Raw genomic sequence first — 17,036 nt, 5'->3', positions numbered from 1 at the left:
TAAGTTTAGCTTTTCTTAAAGGTCGTAACCTCTCTCTTCATGAGAAACGATATCTAGTCCTTGCTGCTCTTCTTCAGCGCTCACCCTTAAACCAACCATCATGTCTACTACCTTCAAAATGATATAGGTAGCCACTGCCGTATAAACAAAGGTTGATAGTACGCCAATTAGCTGGATATTAACCTGAGAAGCAATGCTCATACCTTCTGCCAAACCTTGGCCTGAGAAAATACCCAGTTGATCTGAGGCAAAAATACCCGCTAAAATTGTTCCTAAAATACCACCCACACCGTGCACAGGGAAAACATCTAATGAGTCATCAATTTTCCATTTTTGCTTAATCAAAATTACCGCATTAAAACACACAATACCTGCTGTAATACCAATGATCAAAGCACCTGCCGGGCCAACAAAGCCAGAAGCTGGGGTAATAGTACCCAAGCCTGCAATCAAACCTGTGACTGTTCCCAGTGCAGTTGGTTTGCCGAATTTAATCCACTCATAAAACATCCAAGTAATAGCGCCTGCTGCCGCTGAGATATGCGTTACCAACATTGCCATCGCCGCGTCGCCATTAGCCGCTAACGCAGAACCGCCATTAAAACCAAACCAACCGACCCAAAGCATACCTGCACCAGTGATAGTCATGGTCATGTTGTGTGGAGGCATTGGTTTATTTGGAAAGCCATTACGCGGACCAATAACAATAGCCGCCACTAAAGCGGCGACACCCGCAGTAATGTGTACAACCGTGCCACCAGCAAAATCAAGTAGTCCCATCTCGCCGAGCCAGCCGCCACCCCATACCCAATGAGTAACTGGAGCATAGACCACAATTAACCAAATCGCACTAAACAAAACAACTGCTGAAAATTTCATTCTCTCAGCAAAGCCACCTATAATCAATGCTGGGGTGATAATGGCAAAGGTCATTTGAAAAAGCACAAACAAACTTTCAGGAATGTCGCCACTCAGCGAACCCTCCATAACACCAGCTAACATAAACTTAGACAGACTACCAAAATACTCATTACCCGGTGCAAAAGCAATACTATAACCAACCACCAGCCAAAGCACTGAAACAATACCGGCAATCGCAAAACACTGCATCAAAATTGACAGAATATTTTTACTGCGAACTAGGCCGCCATAAAATAGCGCTAAACCCGGTAAGGTCATAAATAAAACCAGTGCAGTTGATGTCAGAATCCAAGATGTATTCGCACCGTTTAATTCTTCTGCGAACGCAACCATTGGCATTAAAGCCAATAAACTTAATATTTTTTTCATTTTTACCCCTTAAAGTGCGTCTTGATCAGTTTCGCCCGTGCGAATACGAACCACTTTATCTAAATTAGAAACAAAGATTTTGCCATCGCCCACTTTGCCAGAATTGGCAACATTACTAATGGTTTCAATCACAACGTCCAATTGGGAGGCTGATATAGCCACCTCTAATTTAACTTTTGGTAAAAAATCAACCTGATACTCGGCGCCACGATATAACTCAGTGTGCCCTTTTTGACGACCAAAGCCTTTAACTTCAGTGACCGTAATGCCAGATACGCCCACTTCTGAAAGCGCCTCCCTAACATCATCTAATTTGTGTGGTCGTAGAATTGCCGTTACAAATTTCATACTTCTCCCCTTTGATAGTTACAAATATTTAACCATTTGCAAATAGAAATAAACCCTTCATGGGTAACTTGTCAGCAACACTGCTTGTTTTTAAGACTCTACGCCGTTGTAGAATAATTAATATATTATAAATTTATTTGGGAAAAAAGCAAATAAGCTCTATTTTTTGATCAGGTCTTGGCGCTTTTTTTGGGTATTTTTATGCGCTTGATCCGCACGCCATGCGTCAATATTGGCTTGGTGACCACTCAGCAAAACCTCTGGAACTTGCTGAGCATCAATAATTTCTGGACGTGTGTAATGTGGATAATCAAGCAAGCCGTTGGCAAAAGAATCATTCAATGACTGTGCATTGCCCAACACGCCCGGCACTTGCCTACTAACACTATCAATGAGCACCATGGCTGCTAACTCGCCACCACTAATGACATAGTCGCCAATGGATATTTCCATATCCACATCGCGCTCAATCACGCGCTCATCAACTCCTTCATAACGCCCACATAATAAAGTAACAGACTCAAGCTGGGAGATTTCATCAGCCAATTGGTGGGTGAGTTTTTGCCCCTGAGGAGATAAATAAATCACTTTAGTTTTTGGGTTTTCTTGCTTAATTTGGTTAATGCAATTGCGAATTGGCTTAACCTGCATGACCATACCCGCGCCACCACCATAAGGCTTGTCGTCAACATTACGATATTTATTATCCGTAAAATCTCTAAGCTGCCAGGTATGAATTTCCAGTAATGACTTCTTCAGCGCTCGCGCAACCACACCCTCTTCTTTAATCGCTGAAAACATGTCAGGAAATAAAGTGATGATATCAAAGCGCATGATATTAGCTTAGGATATTTTTAAGAATGTGATAATAAATATCGCTCAAATCATCGAGATCTTGAGCAGAAACACATTCATTAACTTGATGAATGGTTGCATTCAAAGGGCCTAACTCCACCACTTGAGCATTAAGAATTGGCGCGATAAAACGTCCATCAGAAGTACCACCTGAAGTCGATAGCTGAGTATCAACGCCTGTGACTTTTTTAATTGCATCAACACAACCACTCACCAATTCACCTTTAGGGGTTAAAAACGGGTAGCCTGAATGGTTCCAGTCAATTTTGTATTTAAGCTGGTGCTTATCCAGAATGTCGCACACTCGCTTTTGCAGGCCTTCATGGGTAGATTCGGTTGAATAACGAAAATTAAAAACGATCTCTATTTCGCCCGGAATAACATTGGTTACGCCCGTGCCTGAGTGAATATTTGACACTTGGAAACTGGTTGCCGGGAAGTATTCATTGCCCTCATCCCAAAGCTCCTCACACAGTTCATTCAGTGCTGGAACCGCTAGATGAATTGGGTTGTTGGCCAAATGTGGATAGGCAATATGACCTTGCTTGCCGATAAGAGTTAGTGTGCCATTTAATGAACCTCGTCGTCCATTTTTAATAATGTCGCCCAAGGTGTTAGTTGCTGATGGCTCACCTACTAAACAATAATCAACCGCTTGACCAATGGTATTTAAATGCTCACAAACTTTAACGGTGCCATCAACCGCCGGACCTTCTTCATCCGAGGTGATTAAATAGCCAATCGTGCCTTTGTGATCTGGATAATCTGCAACAAAGCGCTCACTAGCACTAAGCATAGCAGCAAGTGAACCCTTCATATCGGCTGCACCTCGACCATACAACATACCGTCTTTTATTTGCGCAGAAAAGGGATCTAAATCCCATTTTGACTCATCACCTACTGGCACAACATCAGTATGTCCAGCAAATACAAACACTGGTGAGCCTGAGCCATGCTCAGCCCAAAAATTATCCACCTCGCCAAATTTAAGATCACTAATCTCAAAATTTGAGCGCTGCAAATGATCCGTCATTAACGTCTGACACCCTTTGTCATTAGGCGTCACTGAATCAATTTTTATTAAGGCTTGGGCTAGTTCTATTGTTTTACTCATGGGTTTAATTTAGTTTTAAAATCACACTTGGATTGTCAGCAATACTCACCACTTCGCTCACCACTTGTAAATCGTCTGGCTGCTTCATTGCACTGCCTGTCGTACTTAAGCGCACTACAACCAGTGCTTGATCATGCTGTGAAAGCAGTTTTTCTGACATTACAGAATTCATATCGCTTAACACCACTTGCCCAGTAAAGGCTTTAATGGGTAATTTTTGAATCGCAATCGGCATTGGCCTACCCTTAGCGGCTTTGACATAAATCATGAGAAAATCTTCAGCAGAGCGACTGGCCAAAATTTCATCAGAAATTACCACATTGACTGTTACTGTATTGCTAATATTGCCACTTTCAACTCGACTTAATTCTTGCAAAATGCTGACCAACGCTTGTCGATCAGAACTTTGCTCAGGCAGCGCATTCAACGCTTTATTCCAAAGCGCTTTAGCCAGCTCAAAATCTTGCACACTAACAGCAAACATACCAGCCAGATATAGCGCATCTGGTGCTTGTGGATCAAGTTCTAAAGCTTGTTTAATAAGCTTAACCGGTCGCCCTACAAACTGATCATCATTTGCACTAATCATCGCGGATGCATATTCAACCAGCAGTCTAGGATCCTGCGAGTTTAGCTGGTAAGCCTGCTCATAAGCATTCAAAGATTCTTTGATTTTACCCAGCTCAAAATAGCTCAAACCCAGCATCTTCCAGGCCTCGGCATCTTTTGGATTATCATTCAAATGCTGTTTAAGTTTGGTCGCACTTTGCTCTAGACTAAGTGGCGCAGAATCAAGGGTAGGCGCCTTACTAGTGGGTGTGTAATTACTCAAATTTTGATAAACACTGATAGCAAAAATAGGTAATAGTACAATCACCAGCCCACTCCAAAGCGTGATATTGGATTGCTTAAATGCTTTTGTCTGTGTTTGGTCAAGCTCCAATGCCAATGTGCTTGATATCTCTTCTAGTGCTTGATCAAATTGCTCTTGGTCAATCAAGCCTTGGTCAAGATCAGTTTGCAGTTCTAATTTTCTTTGTCTGCCTAAATCAATATTTGATTGCTGTAAATCCACACCGTTATCAGTCAGTGGGTATTTTAAAAACCAAATAACCCAAGCCAGAGAACCGACCAGCATCAATCCTATCCAAATAATCATTGTCATGACTCAATCCTCGATTGAACAGATAAACGATACCTTCTGTCAAATGCCGCCAACAAAGCACCTAATGAAATAAACAAGCCACCGAGCCAAATCCATCTAATAAGCGGTTTATAGTAAATTCTTAAACTCCAAGCACCGTCTCCTAAAGACTCACCTAAGGCAACGTACAAATCTCGGTACAAACTAGGATCGATAGCCGCTTCTGTCATTGGCATACCAGTAACATATTGGCGCTTTTCAGGTTGCAAATTAGCAATTAACTCGCCCTCATAATAAGCTTCAATCCTGCCTTTGTGTCCTTGGTAATTTTGCTCAGAGAAACTATCTACTCCCTTGAAAACAAACTCATAGCCTTCAATGGTTATTGGCTGATCAATTTCCATTTTTATATCTTTTTCTATACCCAATTGCGTAGTAACCGTTGCCCCAAGTAAGAAAATAGCAATACCCATATGTGCCAAAATCATGCCAATAAAAGCCAAACTGGTTGCACCTTTTTGGCGAATTCGACTAACCAATAAACTCAACGAATGCAGAACAATCCAAATAAATAAGAAGACTGCTAATGAAACAGAAATATTTTCAACCATAAACAAACTGACCACAAACAACGCAGCAACACCCAGCCAAATTGGCTTTAAAAGCCCTAAGACACGAGAAAACGTATCCTTCTTCCAGCGTAAAAATGGCGCAATCACCATTGCCAAAACAGCAGGAATCATAATCGGCACAAATACAGCGTCAAAATATGGCGCACCGACTGAGATCTTGCCCAATCCTAAAGAGTCTAACAATAAAGGATATAACGTGCCTAAAAAAACACTTAGCATCGCTGCCACCAATAAGATGTTGTTAATTAACAAACCGCTTTCTTTCGACAGCCAATGAAATGAATTTTGACTGCGCATGAGTGAAGCTCGCCATGCGTATAATGCCAGAGATCCGCCCACAACAAGTATCAAAAATACCAAAATAAAGGCGCCTCTAGCAGGATCTGCAGCAAAGGAATGCACGGACGTTAAAATACCTGATCTGACTAAGAATGTCCCTAGTAAGCTTAAAGAAAACCCGGAAATGGCTAGTAATACTGTCCAATGTTTAAAAGCACCACGTTTCTCGCTCACGCTTAATGAATGCACTAAAGCGGTTGCCACTAACCACGGCATAAATGAAGCATTTTCTACTGGATCCCAAAACCACCAGCCGCCCCAGCCAAGCTCATAATATGCCCACCAAGAGCCAAGTGTAATACCAAAGGTTAAAAATGCCCAAGCCACTAATGTCCACGGACGCGACCAGCGTAACCAAGTAGAATCAAGCTGTCCGCGAATAAGCGAAGACAACACAAAAGCAAAGGGAATTGCCATGCCTACATAACCCATGTACAACATCGGCGGATGAATAATCAGGCCAAAATCTTGAAGTAGCGGATTAAGCTCTCGACCCTGAGTAGGAATAATATCAAGACGCTCAAAAGGATTTGAGGTAAGCAGTAAGAACAATAAAAATCCAATACTAATTAAGCCCAGAATAATCAAAATATGGTTTAGAACCTCGTTCGGCAGACGCTTAGAAAAAATAGAAACTGCAACACTCCAGCCTGATAGTATCAGTGCCCATAGCAATAACGACCCTTCATGTGCACCCCAAACAGCCGACATCTTAAACATATCTGGTAGCTCTGTATTAGAATTGCCAGCCACATATTTCACTGAAAAATCATCAATAACAAAAGCATTCATCAATACCGCAAAGGCGACTAAAGTCCAGAAAAATTGCGCCCACAGCATTGGGCGTGACAACTGTTCCAAAGCCAGATTTCCTCTAAATAAGCCAATGGTTGGTAACACCACTTGCAGGCAGGCAAACGCCAATGCCAACACCAATGCAAAATGTCCAAGTTCTACTAACATATTAAATTATTCATCAAATAAATCCATAATTTTATCTAATCCACCAACATTAATGGCAATATCTGCTTGTTCTGCCACAATAGGCTTAGCATGATAAGCAACCGACAAGCCAGCAACTTTCATCATCGCCAAATCATTAGCACCATCACCCACAGCAATAACTTGACTAACGTCTAATGCGTGCTTTTGACACAATTCATTAATAAAATCTGCTTTAGCCTGAGCATTAATAATAGCGCCTTGAGTAACACCCGCCAAGCGAGCATTATCAACCGCCAAAACATTTGCTCTAGAATAATCAAGGCCAATATCCTGAGCTAGGCGATCGGTAAAATAGGTAAACCCGCCCGATACAACCGCACTTTTAATGTTTCTCTCATGCAAAAAATTAATCAACGCCTTGCCGCCAGGATTAATCTGAAGCCTCTGTGTATAAACTTGCTCCAATACAGAAACATCCAAACCCTTTAACAAAGCAACACGCTCAACTAAAGAGCTGTCAAAATCTAGCTCGCCCTGCATTGCGCGCTCAGTAATACCTGCAACTTGTGGCTTTAAATTAGCAAAATCAGCAATTTCATCAATACACTCAATATTGATCAAGGTTGAATCCATATCGCTAACCAAAAGACCGATTTGGCTCGCTGAAAATGACTCCGGCACTATATTGAAGTCGAGTTTAAACCTCTCTCTGAGAGCGTTTAAATCAATAATTTTATCTGTAGTAAAGCGAAAGTGTGTTCGCTTTTTTTGGATATCTGCGCCAACTTGTTGAGAAACCAGCTGTGCTATTGTCAAGTCTTGACTATGTAGAATAATCGTCTTCATAGGTCACCTTGTTTAAATATGGTGCGGAAGGAGAGACTCGAACTCTCACGTCTTACGACACTGGAACCTAAATCCAGCGTGTCTACCAATTCCACCACTCCCGCGCGTTGTGTTGGCACCCCTCTAGGGGTGAAGAATTTGAAATTATACCTAATTAATGTTAAAGTGGAGACTTTCAAATACAGGAATCATCAAATGACAATTACTAACGCAGTCTCCGCTATGGCAGGCGCTATTATCATGGCTTCATTACTTTTAAACAACGGCGCTCTGTTTGCAGAAGCAAGCTGGTTGTGGCTAACTTTCTTTGTGGGTTTTAACTTATTTCAATCGGCTTTTACGGGATTTTGCCCTGCTGCCAAAATCTTTAAAGCAGTTGGTTTTAAAGATAGCGACTGCTGCGTTAAAGACTAATAGGCCTAGTTACTGGTATCAAACCAGTTGAGTTTTTCTCTTAGCTTAACCACTTCGCCAACAATAATTAAGGTTGGCGCTTTAATTGGCTGTGTAGCCACGACATTGGGCAATTCGCCTAGCGTTGTAGTCCATACTCTATGATCAGGCGTTGTGCCTTTTTCCACCAGAGCAACTGGCATATCACTGCGCATACCATACTCAATCAGCTTGTCTGAAAGATGTTGTGCGCCTTTGAGTGCCATGTAAAACACAATGGTTTGCTGTTCAACCGCTAACTCACTCCATGGCAAATTCATGCTGCCATCTTTGAGGTGGCCAGTTACAAATCGACAAGATTGAGAATAATCACGATGTGTTAACGGAATACCTGAATAAGTTGAACAGCCTGAAGCAGCTGTAATACCTGGCACGACTTGGAACGGAATGCCATTTTCAGCTAGGGTTTCAATTTCTTCACCACCACGACCAAAAATAAACGGATCGCCGCCTTTTAGGCGACAAACTCTTCTGCCTTTTTTAGCTAAATCGACTAATAATTGATTAATGCCATCTTGCGGAACACTGTGATTGTCGCGCTCTTTACCGACATAAATGAGCTCAGCATCACGCCTAACCAGTTCCATTACCTCTTCAGAGACTAGGCGATCATACAAAATAACATCAGCCTGTTGCATCAGTCGCAACGCTTTAAATGTAAGCAGATCAGGATCGCCTGGGCCACCACCCACCAAATACACTTCACCCACTTCGGTATTGCTTGAATCATCAAGCTGTTGCTGCATATCTACCTTAGCCTCATCCACCTTGCCAGAAAAAACCTTTTCAGCAACAATACCTGAAAATACTCTTTCCCAAAAATAACGCCTATCTTCAATATTGCTAAATTTCGCCTTAACCTGATCTCTAAAATTACCCGCTAATTCCGCTAATTTTCCATAAGCATGAGGAATGGTGCTTTCTAGTTTGGCGCGAATTAGGCGCGCTAACACAGGCGCTTTTCCTGCAGAAGAAATAGCAATCACAATAGGCGACCTATCAACAATTGACGGCATAATGAACGAGCATAAATCAGGCGAATCCACCACGTTAACAGGAATATTTGCATCATGTGCTAACTGAGACACCTGTGCATTGAGCTGAGTATCATCCGTTGCAGAGATAATTAACACTTGATTATTAATGTCACTCACCTCAAAACCTCTTTCAATTAAAGTGATTTTTCCATCGCCCGCTAAAGCTTTAACACTTTTGCAAGCAGCGCCATCAATACAGATAACTTGGGCGTTAGCCTTCAGTAATAACGTAATCTTTCTAAAGGCGATATCGCCGCCACCAACAACCAGACAAGATTTTTTCTTAATATCAATAAAAATAGGAAAGTAATTCATGTGTTATTACAACTATCTAAAATAAAAGCTTATATTATAATGTCTTAACCTTAATTAAAGACACAAAACACCTATTGTTATGGCTCACGAGCACTTTACCTGTCCTTTTTCTCATTTAATTCTTAGCGGTCGATGTGGCTGTCAATTTGGCGCCAAAGATTGTGTGGCGGAAAAAGAATTTGGCTCATGTTTAAATCACAACGCCTCAGACGCTTGTCAAGCGGTTTATTATCACTTGCGGGATAATAGCGATTTTGTGCTAAAGACCCACCACGTTAATAACTTATCGGTTGGTCAGCAATCCAAAATAAAAATGGGTGGATTGCTGGCTCTACAAGAGTTAATGGGGGTTGATAATGGCGATAAAATCGACGACATTAAAACACTAGTGACAAAGATTCATATAAATTATCTCGACCTGTCACGTATTCCTTTTTCAAAACTCATGCCAAGAATTGCCAAATTTAAATTTAGAAAAAAACCTTAAATTTTTAAAATCTTCTTAACAAAAGGAATGGAAATTGGATTTTTTTGTCTGAGAGATTCTTGGTCTAGTTGGTCAATAGCCAATAACACCACGCTCAAATCTCTAGAAAAAACTTTAAATAAATAGGCGTAAACCTTGTCATCAATCTCAAGATTCCTATCTTGCATCTTACGCTGAATTAAATCAATCTTTTCTTGGTCATCAAGCTGCTCTAAACGATACACAACCGCCAAAGATAATCGCGTTTTAAGATCTGTTAATAGGGTCAACTCACCAGGGAGAGTAGACGCTGAAACAATAAGCTTGGTTTTGGTTTGTTTAATTTGATTATAAAGATCAAATAATTCTTGTTGTTGAGTCGAATCAAGCTGGTCAATGTTGTCAATACAAACCCAGTCATAATCAGCCAGTGTATTTAAAAAATCATTTGGTAATGCCTGTTTAATGTCTAGATAAACTGCTTGCAAACCTTGCTCTAATGCTTTAAAAATACAACCCTGCAATAGATGAGTTTTGCCACTGGACTTGTCACCAGAAATAAAAACAACAGAAGGGCGCTCTTGAGCAAATAAATCATCAATAAAAGCCAGTAACGCTTGATTTTTATCAAGCGAAAAATTACTTAGCAGCATCTTTGAATTGAGTGAAATCGGGAGCCCTAACTGCTTCATGACAAGGTGTTTATTTTTTCTCTTGGGAGATAATCTTCTCCATCCAAATCCAAATATAATCCGCACCACTCAGCACGGTTGAAGTGGCAACAATGATAAAAAATACGGTACTCCACTGCTCTTGAACTGGATACAACTGTACAACCACCAAAAACAAAACCAAGGCAATTTGTAGTGCGGTGTTGATTTTGGACAGTTTCGAAGGGGATAGTAGCTCGTCTTTTGGAGTGCCAGCACCAATAAAACACCCGACTGTGCCTGACACAATCATTAAATCACGTAAAAAGACTAAAACTAACAGCCATAATGGCAACAAGCCAATCAAATTCAGCGTAACAAAACTACTCACCAATAACAATTTATCAGCCACCGGATCTAAAATAGAACCTAATCGTGACTCAAATGAGTAGCGTTTAGCAATCCAGCCATCTAAACCATCGGTAATGCCAGCAACAAAAAACAACACCATTGCCAAAAAATATTGATGATTTAACAGCGTCATTACAACTGGTACTGTTAAAATAATGCGTAAAATTGAAAGTGCATTTGGCACGTTGGAAAAATTCATTTTTCGACGGATTCAATTGAGATTCAAAAAAATTAATTATACGGAAAAAACCCTATGTCATCATTGACTTACCAAGATTCAGGTGTCGACATTACCAAAGGTAATGACTTAATTGAACAAATCAAACCCATTGCAAAATCAACCATGCGTGATGGCGTATTAGCCGGTCTTGGCGGATTTGGCGCCATGTTTGAACTAGATCTTAAAAAATATAAGAATCCAGTTCTGATTTCTGGAACAGATGGTGTTGGCACCAAACTCAAAGTAGCAGAAATGCTTAACAAGCACGACACCATTGGTATTGACTTAGTCGCCATGTGTGTCAATGATTTAATCGTACAAGGTGCAGAGCCTTTATTTTTCCTAGACTATTACGCAACTGGCAAGCTAAATACCGAGCTAGCCACTTCGGTTATTCACGGAATTGGCGAAGGCTGTAAAATTTCAGGCTGTGCCCTAATCGGCGGTGAAACCGCTGAAATGCCCGGCATGTATCAAGGTGAAGAATACGATTTAGCTGGTTTTTGCGTGGGCATTGCTGACAAGGATAAAGTTATTGACGGCACAAAAGTCGCTAATGGTGACCATATTATCGCCCTAGCCTCTTCAGGTCCTCATTCTAATGGCTACTCACTCGTTCGTAAAGTCTTGGAACAATCCAAGCCTACAGATGCACAACTAAAAGCACTCATTGAGCCGACCAAAATTTATGTTAAATCAGTACTATCACTGATTGAAAAATACTCTGTGCATGCTATTTCTCATATTACGGGTGGCGGCCTCTTGGAAAACATTCCAAGAGTTTTGCCAGCTGAATTGGCTGCAAAGCTAGACAGTGCTTCTTGGGTGTTACCTGAAATTTTCCAATTCTTACAAGACAACGGCAATATCGACATTATGGAAATGTATCGCGTCTTTAATTGTGGCGTGGGTATGGTGCTTGTTGTTCCAGCTGAGCAAAGCACGGCTGTTATTCAGCACATGAACGAACAAGGTGAAAAAGCTTGGCTCGTTGGTGAAATTGTCGCTAACGAAGGCAAGCAAGTCATTATTTAAATGAAAGGTGTTGTCCTAATCTCTGGCAGCGGCTCAAACCTTCAGTCACTGATTGATAATGCTGAAAAAATTGATCTAGATATTCAAGCCGTTATTAGTAACAAAGAAGATGCTTATGGGCTTAAGCGCGCTCAAAGTGCTAATATATCTACTCATGCAATCAATCATAAAAACTTCGATACTCGAGAAAAATTTGATCAAAGCTTAAGTCAAATTATTGATCAATACCAGCCAGATATTATTATTTTGGCAGGCTTTATGCGCATCCTTACCTCAGAATTTACCCAAAAATATGCCGGCAAGATGCTTAATATTCACCCTTCTCTACTACCAAAATTTCAAGGTCTTAACACCCATCAAAGAGCGCTTGATGCCGGTGAGTGTGAACACGGCGTCAGCGTTCATTTTGTCACCTCTGAGCTAGATGGCGGACCTGTCATTGCCCAAGCTCGTGTTCAAGTTCTAGCAGATGATACTGTCGAGTCACTCGCCCAGCGAGTGCTGACAGAGGAACACAAACTATTCCCCAAAGTGATTCACTGCTTCACCCAAGGGCGGCTATCACTCAACGATAATTGCGTTGTAGTGGATGATAAATGTCTATAAAAACCACACTTTTGCTGATTATCAGTATTATTTCTGCAAACGCTCAGACGCTTGAGCCTCATATTGCCAAATACCAACTATCTATTAATGGCTTGAAAATTGCAGAAGAGGTTCGCACACTACATCAGCTAGACGACCAGTATTTTTATACAGCCAATGCCAAAACCACCGGTATAGCCGCGCTGGTTAAAAAGTATTCTGTTACTGCTAGCTCCACATTTAGCATTAATCAAATGGGGGTTGATGGCGTTAACTATCAAATTATGGAGCTGGAAGATTCAAAAGTTAAAGAGAATTATTCAATTGACATGAACGCCAAACACCTACGAGTGGTCTCAAATCTTACTAAAACCCAGCCCACTGTACGCACCTGGAAATCAGAGCCAGGCACTATTGTGGACCCGCTTAGCTTATTTTTGGCCTTGGCCCATAATTTAAAGTACGCTCCAGATCAGACTGAATTTCACTACCAAGTAGCCAATGGAAAGTCTGTTGAACAGCAGTATTATAAAAAAACTGGCTTGCAACCAATCAGTCTAAACCAACAACAATTAAGCGCCATTAAAATTGAAAAAATTGGCAAAGGCGATCGCCTAGAAGCTTATTTTTTGCCAGAATACCAATACTTACCAATATCCATTAAACAAGTTAAAAACGGCAGAGATTATCATTATCAAATTACTAATTATCAGCCAAACACTTTATAAATAACTTTTTAGATACTCGCCCGTATAAGAACCTTTAACAACGCTTACCGATTCTGGCGTGCCTGTGGCAATAATACAGCCACCTTTGTCACCCCCTTCAGGACCCAAATCAACAATCCAATCAGCGGTTTTAATCACATCTAGATTGTGCTCAATAATAACAATGGTATTACCCCTTTCACGCAGACGATTAATCACAGATAGTAATTGCTTAATGTCATGAAAATGCAAGCCTGTTGTTGGCTCATCCAAAATATAAAGCGTTTGTCCCGTGTCAAGTTTTGACAATTCTTTGGCTAGTTTAATACGCTGAGCTTCGCCACCTGATAAGGTGGTAGCGTTTTGTCCTAGGGTAATATATGACAAGCCCACATCCATTAGTGTTTGTAATTTTTGCTTAATTTTTGGCATCGGCTCAAAAAACTCTACCGCTGTCTCAACGGTCATATCCAACACCTCGGAAATGGTCTTACCCTTGTAGGTAATTTCTAGCGTTTCACGGTTGTACCTATCGCCATGACACACATCACAAGGGACATAAATATCGGGAAGAAAGTGCATTTCTACTTTAATTAAGCCATCACCCTTACACGCCTCACAACGACCACCTTTGACATTAAAGCTAAATCGACCGGCCTTATAGCCTCGACTTCGTGCTTCTAATGTCTGTGAGAAAAGATCACGAACCAAAGAAAAAATACCCGTATAAGTGGCTGGATTGGAACGAGGCGTTCGCCCAATTGGGCTTTGATCAATATTAACAATTTTGTCAAAATTTTCCAACCCTGTCACACTCTTAAATTCTGCTGGTGTGGTTTGTGCTCGATTAAGATCTCGCGCCGCTAATGCATACAAAGTGTCGTTGATCAGAGTTGATTTACCCGATCCGGAAACACCGGTAACACATGTCAATACCCCAATAGGGATTGATAAATCCACATCATTTAAGTTATTACCCTTGGCGCCTTTGATTTCAATCCACTGGTCAGAAGTTTTGCGCACACTCGGCACCTCAATACTTTGCCTACCACTAATATAATCACCAGTTAAAGATTTTGGATTATTAGCTACTTCTTCTGGTGTGCCTGATGCAATCACCTCGCCACCATGCATACCTGCGCCAGGGCCAATATCAACAACATAATCCGCTTGCTTAATCGCATCTTCATCATGCTCAACCACAATCACTGTATTACCAATATCACGCAAATACGTCAGCGTATTTAAAAGTTTTTGATTGTCTCGCTGATGCAATCCAATAGAAGGCTCATCTAAAACATATAACACGCCCATCAATCCAGCACCAATTTGGCTAGCCAGACGAATTCGTTGCGCCTCACCCCCTGATAATGAGTTGGCTCTACGATCAAGACTTAGATATTCAAGTCCAACATTAATCAAAAATTCTAAACGCTGAATAATCTCTTTTAAAACCTTGTCAGCAATTTGCGCCCTAGCGCCTTCCAACTCAAGCGACTTTAAAAATTCATAGATATTGGCAATAGAAAGTTTGGTGATATGCGATAGATTCTTGCCGCCAATAAAGACATTTCTGGCAGATTCGTTCAGTCGATCACCATCACATGCCATACAATCCTGGCTTACCACATAGCGTGATAACTCTTCACGAACCGAGCGAATCTCACTCTCTTCGTAACGACGCATCATACGTGGAATAACCCCTTCAAAAGGCTTAGGCTTGTTTGACCAACCCTTACGACCTTTTATTTTAGAAAAATCAATCTCGTCTTCACCACTACCATACAGCACAATTTTTTTATGCTCATCGCTTAACTCTTCATAAGTAGTTTCAATATCAAAACCATAATATTGACCCACCAACATCAAAATTTGATAAAAATAGGCGTTAGAACGACCCCAGCCATAAATCGCACCATCAGCTAAACTCAGACCTGGGTTAGCCACCACTTTCTGCGCATCAAACATGTCTTTAACACCCAGTCCATCACAAGTAGGACAAGCGCCTACTGGATTGTTAAATGAAAAAAGCCTTGGCTCTAATTCGGTTAATGAGTAGCCGCACTCAATACAAGAAAATTTGGCAGAGAACACCATCTCATCCCAAGTCGCTTCATCACCCATTGGCACCACTTTAACCAAACCACTACTCAAATTCAGCGCGGTCTCTAAAGATTCAGATAAGCGCGACGCAATGTCTTGACGAACCTTTAAACGATCAACAACAATTTCTATAGTATGGTTGGTTTTACCGTTCAACTCCTCCATTTCGTCCATGTACAGTACTTCACCATCTACTCTGGCACGCAAAAATCCTTGGTGTGATAATTCTTCTAGAAGCTTTTTATGACTACCCTTACGATTTTGCACAATAGGCGCCAGTAGCATAATCTTTTCACCCTCAGGCAGTGTGATAATGCTATCAACCATTTGAGAGATTGTTTGCGACTCTAAATCAATCTCGTGCTCAGGACATTTTGGAATGCCGGCTCGTGCAAACAACAATCTTAAATAATCATAAATCTCAGTAATTGTGCCAACGGTCGAACGAGGATTATGAGATGTGGCTTTTTGCTCAATAGAAATTGCCGGAGACAGGCCTTCAATGTGGTCCACATCTGGCTTTTCCATTAGCGACAAAAACTGCCTCGCATAGGCCGACAAAGACTCAACATAACGCCTTTGTCCTTCTGCATAAATCGTATCAAAAGCTAATGAGGATTTACCTGAGCCTGACAAACCGGTAATCACCACCAGCTTATTTCTCGGTATGTTGATATCAATATTCTTTAAATTGTGAACGCGAGCGCCGCGTATGCTAATCTGATCCATATTAGGGCTTAAATTATGTCGGACAAAGGGTTCATTATAATGAGTAAGATAGGTAAAATCACCCTATTCTAATGACTATTATTAATATTTAACCAAGCATGAGCAAATATAAACGCATCTTATTAAAATTGAGTGGAGAAGCGCTAGCTAGCTCAGAAAACACAGTTGATCCAGCCACATTAGATAAAGTTGTTGGCATTATTAAATCTGTCCAAGATCAAGGTGTAGAGGTGGGTATTGTTGTTGGTGGTGGCAATATCTTCCGTGGTGCAGCGTTGGCAGAGGCCGGCATGAACCGAGTTACAGGTGATCATATGGGTATGCTCGCTACAGTGATGAATGCACTCGCTATTTCAGATTCTTGTCGCAAAAATAACGTTGACGTATTAGTTATGTCTGGCTTTCCAATTGGTGGTGGTGTTTGTGAACCTGTAGACCACAACAAAGCCAAGCAAGCACTTGGCGAGGGTAAAGTGGTTATTTTCTCTGCTGGAACTGGTGCACCATGCTTTACTACAGACACCGGTGCCACACTCAGAGCTATTGAGATTGGTGCGCAGGCAGTATTTAAAGCCACTAAAGTTGATGGTGTTTATACCGCTGACCCAATGAAAGATCCAAGTGCAACTCGCTACGATACTTTGAGTTTTGATGAAGCCATTAGCAAAAATTTACAAATTATGGACACGTCAGCTTTTGCCATGTGTCGTGAACATGATATCGAAATTTGTGTCTTTAGTATGCTTGAAGACACCAACACTTTGTCTAACATTCTCAAGGGTGAAGCCCTAGGAACCATTGTAAGGAATTAA

Annotated in this window: 17 protein-coding genes and 1 tRNA gene; 6 read left to right on the top strand and 12 right to left on the bottom strand. The window is 41.1% G+C overall.

What is annotated here, in order from left to right; translation table 11 throughout:
- Window positions 1–15: 15 nt before the first annotated feature.
- The 8 genes from SP60_RS05820 to SP60_RS05785 form a co-directional block, all read right to left on the bottom strand.
- Entirely contained in the window at window positions 16–1,290 is a 1,275-nt protein-coding gene (locus SP60_RS05820) for an ammonium transporter (RefSeq protein ID WP_053951729.1), read from the bottom strand.
- Between the two features lie 9 nt (window positions 1,291–1,299).
- The gene (locus tag SP60_RS05815; RefSeq protein WP_053951728.1) at window positions 1,300–1,638 is read right to left on the bottom strand and encodes a P-II family nitrogen regulator; all 339 of its coding nucleotides are present in this window, start codon (window positions 1,636–1,638) and stop codon (window positions 1,300–1,302) included.
- Between the two features lie 159 nt (window positions 1,639–1,797).
- Window positions 1,798–2,472 carry a tRNA (guanosine(37)-N1)-methyltransferase TrmD gene (trmD, locus tag SP60_RS05810; protein ID WP_053951727.1) on the bottom strand — a complete coding sequence of 225 codons (675 nt, stop codon included), beginning with the start codon at window positions 2,470–2,472 and terminating at the stop codon, window positions 1,798–1,800.
- Between the two features lie 4 nt (window positions 2,473–2,476).
- A complete protein-coding gene (gene dapE / locus SP60_RS05805; protein ID WP_053951726.1) occupies window positions 2,477–3,607 on the bottom strand; it encodes a succinyl-diaminopimelate desuccinylase in 1,131 nt (376 codons plus the stop codon).
- A gap of 4 nt (window positions 3,608–3,611) precedes the next feature.
- Window positions 3,612–4,772, bottom strand: a complete 1,161-nt coding sequence (gene ccmI / locus SP60_RS05800) for a c-type cytochrome biogenesis protein CcmI (protein WP_053951725.1) — start codon at window positions 4,770–4,772, stop codon at window positions 3,612–3,614.
- Complete coding sequence (locus tag SP60_RS05795; protein ID WP_053951724.1) at window positions 4,769–6,685, bottom strand: heme lyase CcmF/NrfE family subunit; 1,917 nt, start codon at window positions 6,683–6,685, stop codon at window positions 4,769–4,771. Before SP60_RS05795 ends, ccmI begins: the two co-directional genes overlap by 4 nt.
- 6 nt (window positions 6,686–6,691) lie before the next feature.
- Window positions 6,692–7,513 (bottom strand): phosphoserine phosphatase SerB, encoded by an 822-nt coding sequence (gene serB, locus SP60_RS05790; protein ID WP_053951723.1) that lies wholly within the window; start codon window positions 7,511–7,513, stop codon window positions 6,692–6,694.
- Window positions 7,514–7,532: 19 nt separating this feature from the next.
- Window positions 7,533–7,617, bottom strand: a tRNA-Leu gene (locus SP60_RS05785).
- A gap of 91 nt (window positions 7,618–7,708) precedes the next feature.
- Between SP60_RS05785 and SP60_RS05780 the strand changes: the two genes are divergently transcribed.
- On the top strand, window positions 7,709–7,927 hold the full coding sequence (locus tag SP60_RS05780) for a YgaP family membrane protein (RefSeq protein ID WP_053952233.1): 219 nt from the start codon (window positions 7,709–7,711) through the stop codon (window positions 7,925–7,927).
- A 5-nt stretch (window positions 7,928–7,932) separates the two neighbouring features.
- On the opposite strand, the gene cysG is transcribed toward SP60_RS05780, so the two are convergent.
- Window positions 7,933–9,318 (bottom strand): siroheme synthase CysG, encoded by a 1,386-nt coding sequence (gene cysG, locus SP60_RS05775; protein ID WP_053951722.1) that lies wholly within the window; start codon window positions 9,316–9,318, stop codon window positions 7,933–7,935.
- A 79-nt stretch (window positions 9,319–9,397) separates the two neighbouring features.
- On the opposite strand from cysG, the gene SP60_RS05770 reads away from it, so the two are divergent.
- Window positions 9,398–9,805 (top strand): hypothetical protein, encoded by a 408-nt coding sequence (locus SP60_RS05770; protein WP_053951721.1) that lies wholly within the window; start codon window positions 9,398–9,400, stop codon window positions 9,803–9,805.
- Here the strand turns inward: SP60_RS05770 and hda are convergent.
- Window positions 9,802–10,476 (bottom strand): DnaA regulatory inactivator Hda, encoded by a 675-nt coding sequence (hda, locus tag SP60_RS05765; protein WP_053951720.1) that lies wholly within the window; start codon window positions 10,474–10,476, stop codon window positions 9,802–9,804. The genes SP60_RS05770 and hda overlap by 4 nt on opposite strands.
- 10 nt (window positions 10,477–10,486) lie before the next feature.
- A complete protein-coding gene (locus tag SP60_RS05760) occupies window positions 10,487–11,044 on the bottom strand; it encodes a CDP-alcohol phosphatidyltransferase family protein (RefSeq protein WP_053951719.1) in 558 nt (185 codons plus the stop codon).
- Window positions 11,045–11,098: 54 nt separating this feature from the next.
- On the opposite strand from SP60_RS05760, the gene purM reads away from it, so the two are divergent.
- The 3 genes from purM to SP60_RS05745 are packed head-to-tail and all read left to right on the top strand — an operon-like array spanning window position 11,099 to window position 13,413.
- Window positions 11,099–12,100, top strand: a complete 1,002-nt coding sequence (gene purM, locus SP60_RS05755) for a phosphoribosylformylglycinamidine cyclo-ligase (protein ID WP_053951718.1) — start codon at window positions 11,099–11,101, stop codon at window positions 12,098–12,100.
- Complete coding sequence (gene purN, locus SP60_RS05750) at window positions 12,101–12,706, top strand: phosphoribosylglycinamide formyltransferase (protein WP_053951717.1); 606 nt, start codon at window positions 12,101–12,103, stop codon at window positions 12,704–12,706.
- Entirely contained in the window at window positions 12,697–13,413 is a 717-nt protein-coding gene (locus SP60_RS05745) for a DUF3108 domain-containing protein (protein ID WP_053951716.1), read from the top strand. Before purN ends, SP60_RS05745 begins: the two co-directional genes overlap by 10 nt.
- Here SP60_RS05745 and uvrA read toward each other — a convergent pair.
- Complete coding sequence (gene uvrA / locus SP60_RS05740) at window positions 13,408–16,224, bottom strand: excinuclease ABC subunit UvrA (protein WP_053951715.1); 2,817 nt, start codon at window positions 16,222–16,224, stop codon at window positions 13,408–13,410. The two genes, SP60_RS05745 and uvrA, sit on opposite strands and share 6 nt — an antisense overlap.
- 98 nt (window positions 16,225–16,322) lie before the next feature.
- On the opposite strand from uvrA, the gene pyrH reads away from it, so the two are divergent.
- Window positions 16,323–17,036 carry a UMP kinase gene (gene pyrH / locus SP60_RS05735; protein WP_053951714.1) on the top strand — a complete coding sequence of 238 codons (714 nt, stop codon included), beginning with the start codon at window positions 16,323–16,325 and terminating at the stop codon, window positions 17,034–17,036.

The organism is Candidatus Thioglobus autotrophicus, assembly GCF_001293165.1.
GTDB lineage: Bacteria > Pseudomonadota > Gammaproteobacteria > PS1 > Pseudothioglobaceae > Thioglobus_A > Thioglobus_A autotrophicus.
The sequence above is the reverse complement of the archived record's forward strand: the minus strand, read 5'-3'. Positions and strand labels throughout refer to the sequence as shown.

Excerpts from the sequence above, each read along its gene's own strand:
- SP60_RS05820 (WP_053951729.1), bottom strand. The coding sequence starts at position 1,290 with ATGAAAAAAATATTAAGTTTATTGGCTTTAATGCCAATGGTTGCGTTC.
- SP60_RS05815 (WP_053951728.1), bottom strand. The coding sequence starts at position 1,638 with ATGAAATTTGTAACGGCAATTCTACGACCACACAAATTAGATGATGTT.
- trmD (WP_053951727.1), bottom strand. The coding sequence starts at position 2,472 with ATGCGCTTTGATATCATCACTTTATTTCCTGACATGTTTTCAGCGATT.
- dapE (WP_053951726.1), bottom strand. The coding sequence starts at position 3,607 with ATGAGTAAAACAATAGAACTAGCCCAAGCCTTAATAAAAATTGATTCA.
- ccmI (WP_053951725.1), bottom strand. The coding sequence starts at position 4,772 with ATGACAATGATTATTTGGATAGGATTGATGCTGGTCGGTTCTCTGGCT.
- SP60_RS05795 (WP_053951724.1), bottom strand. The coding sequence starts at position 6,685 with ATGTTAGTAGAACTTGGACATTTTGCATTGGTGTTGGCATTGGCGTTT.
- serB (WP_053951723.1), bottom strand. The coding sequence starts at position 7,513 with ATGAAGACGATTATTCTACATAGTCAAGACTTGACAATAGCACAGCTG.
- SP60_RS05780 (WP_053952233.1), top strand. The coding sequence starts at position 7,709 with ATGACAATTACTAACGCAGTCTCCGCTATGGCAGGCGCTATTATCATG.
- cysG (WP_053951722.1), bottom strand. The coding sequence starts at position 9,318 with ATGAATTACTTTCCTATTTTTATTGATATTAAGAAAAAATCTTGTCTG.
- SP60_RS05770 (WP_053951721.1), top strand. The coding sequence starts at position 9,398 with ATGGCTCACGAGCACTTTACCTGTCCTTTTTCTCATTTAATTCTTAGC.
- hda (WP_053951720.1), bottom strand. The coding sequence starts at position 10,476 with ATGAAGCAGTTAGGGCTCCCGATTTCACTCAATTCAAAGATGCTGCTA.
- SP60_RS05760 (WP_053951719.1), bottom strand. The coding sequence starts at position 11,044 with ATGAATTTTTCCAACGTGCCAAATGCACTTTCAATTTTACGCATTATT.
- purM (WP_053951718.1), top strand. The coding sequence starts at position 11,099 with ATGTCATCATTGACTTACCAAGATTCAGGTGTCGACATTACCAAAGGT.
- purN (WP_053951717.1), top strand. The coding sequence starts at position 12,101 with ATGAAAGGTGTTGTCCTAATCTCTGGCAGCGGCTCAAACCTTCAGTCA.
- SP60_RS05745 (WP_053951716.1), top strand. The coding sequence starts at position 12,697 with ATGTCTATAAAAACCACACTTTTGCTGATTATCAGTATTATTTCTGCA.
- uvrA (WP_053951715.1), bottom strand. The coding sequence starts at position 16,224 with ATGGATCAGATTAGCATACGCGGCGCTCGCGTTCACAATTTAAAGAAT.
- pyrH (WP_053951714.1), top strand. The coding sequence starts at position 16,323 with ATGAGCAAATATAAACGCATCTTATTAAAATTGAGTGGAGAAGCGCTA.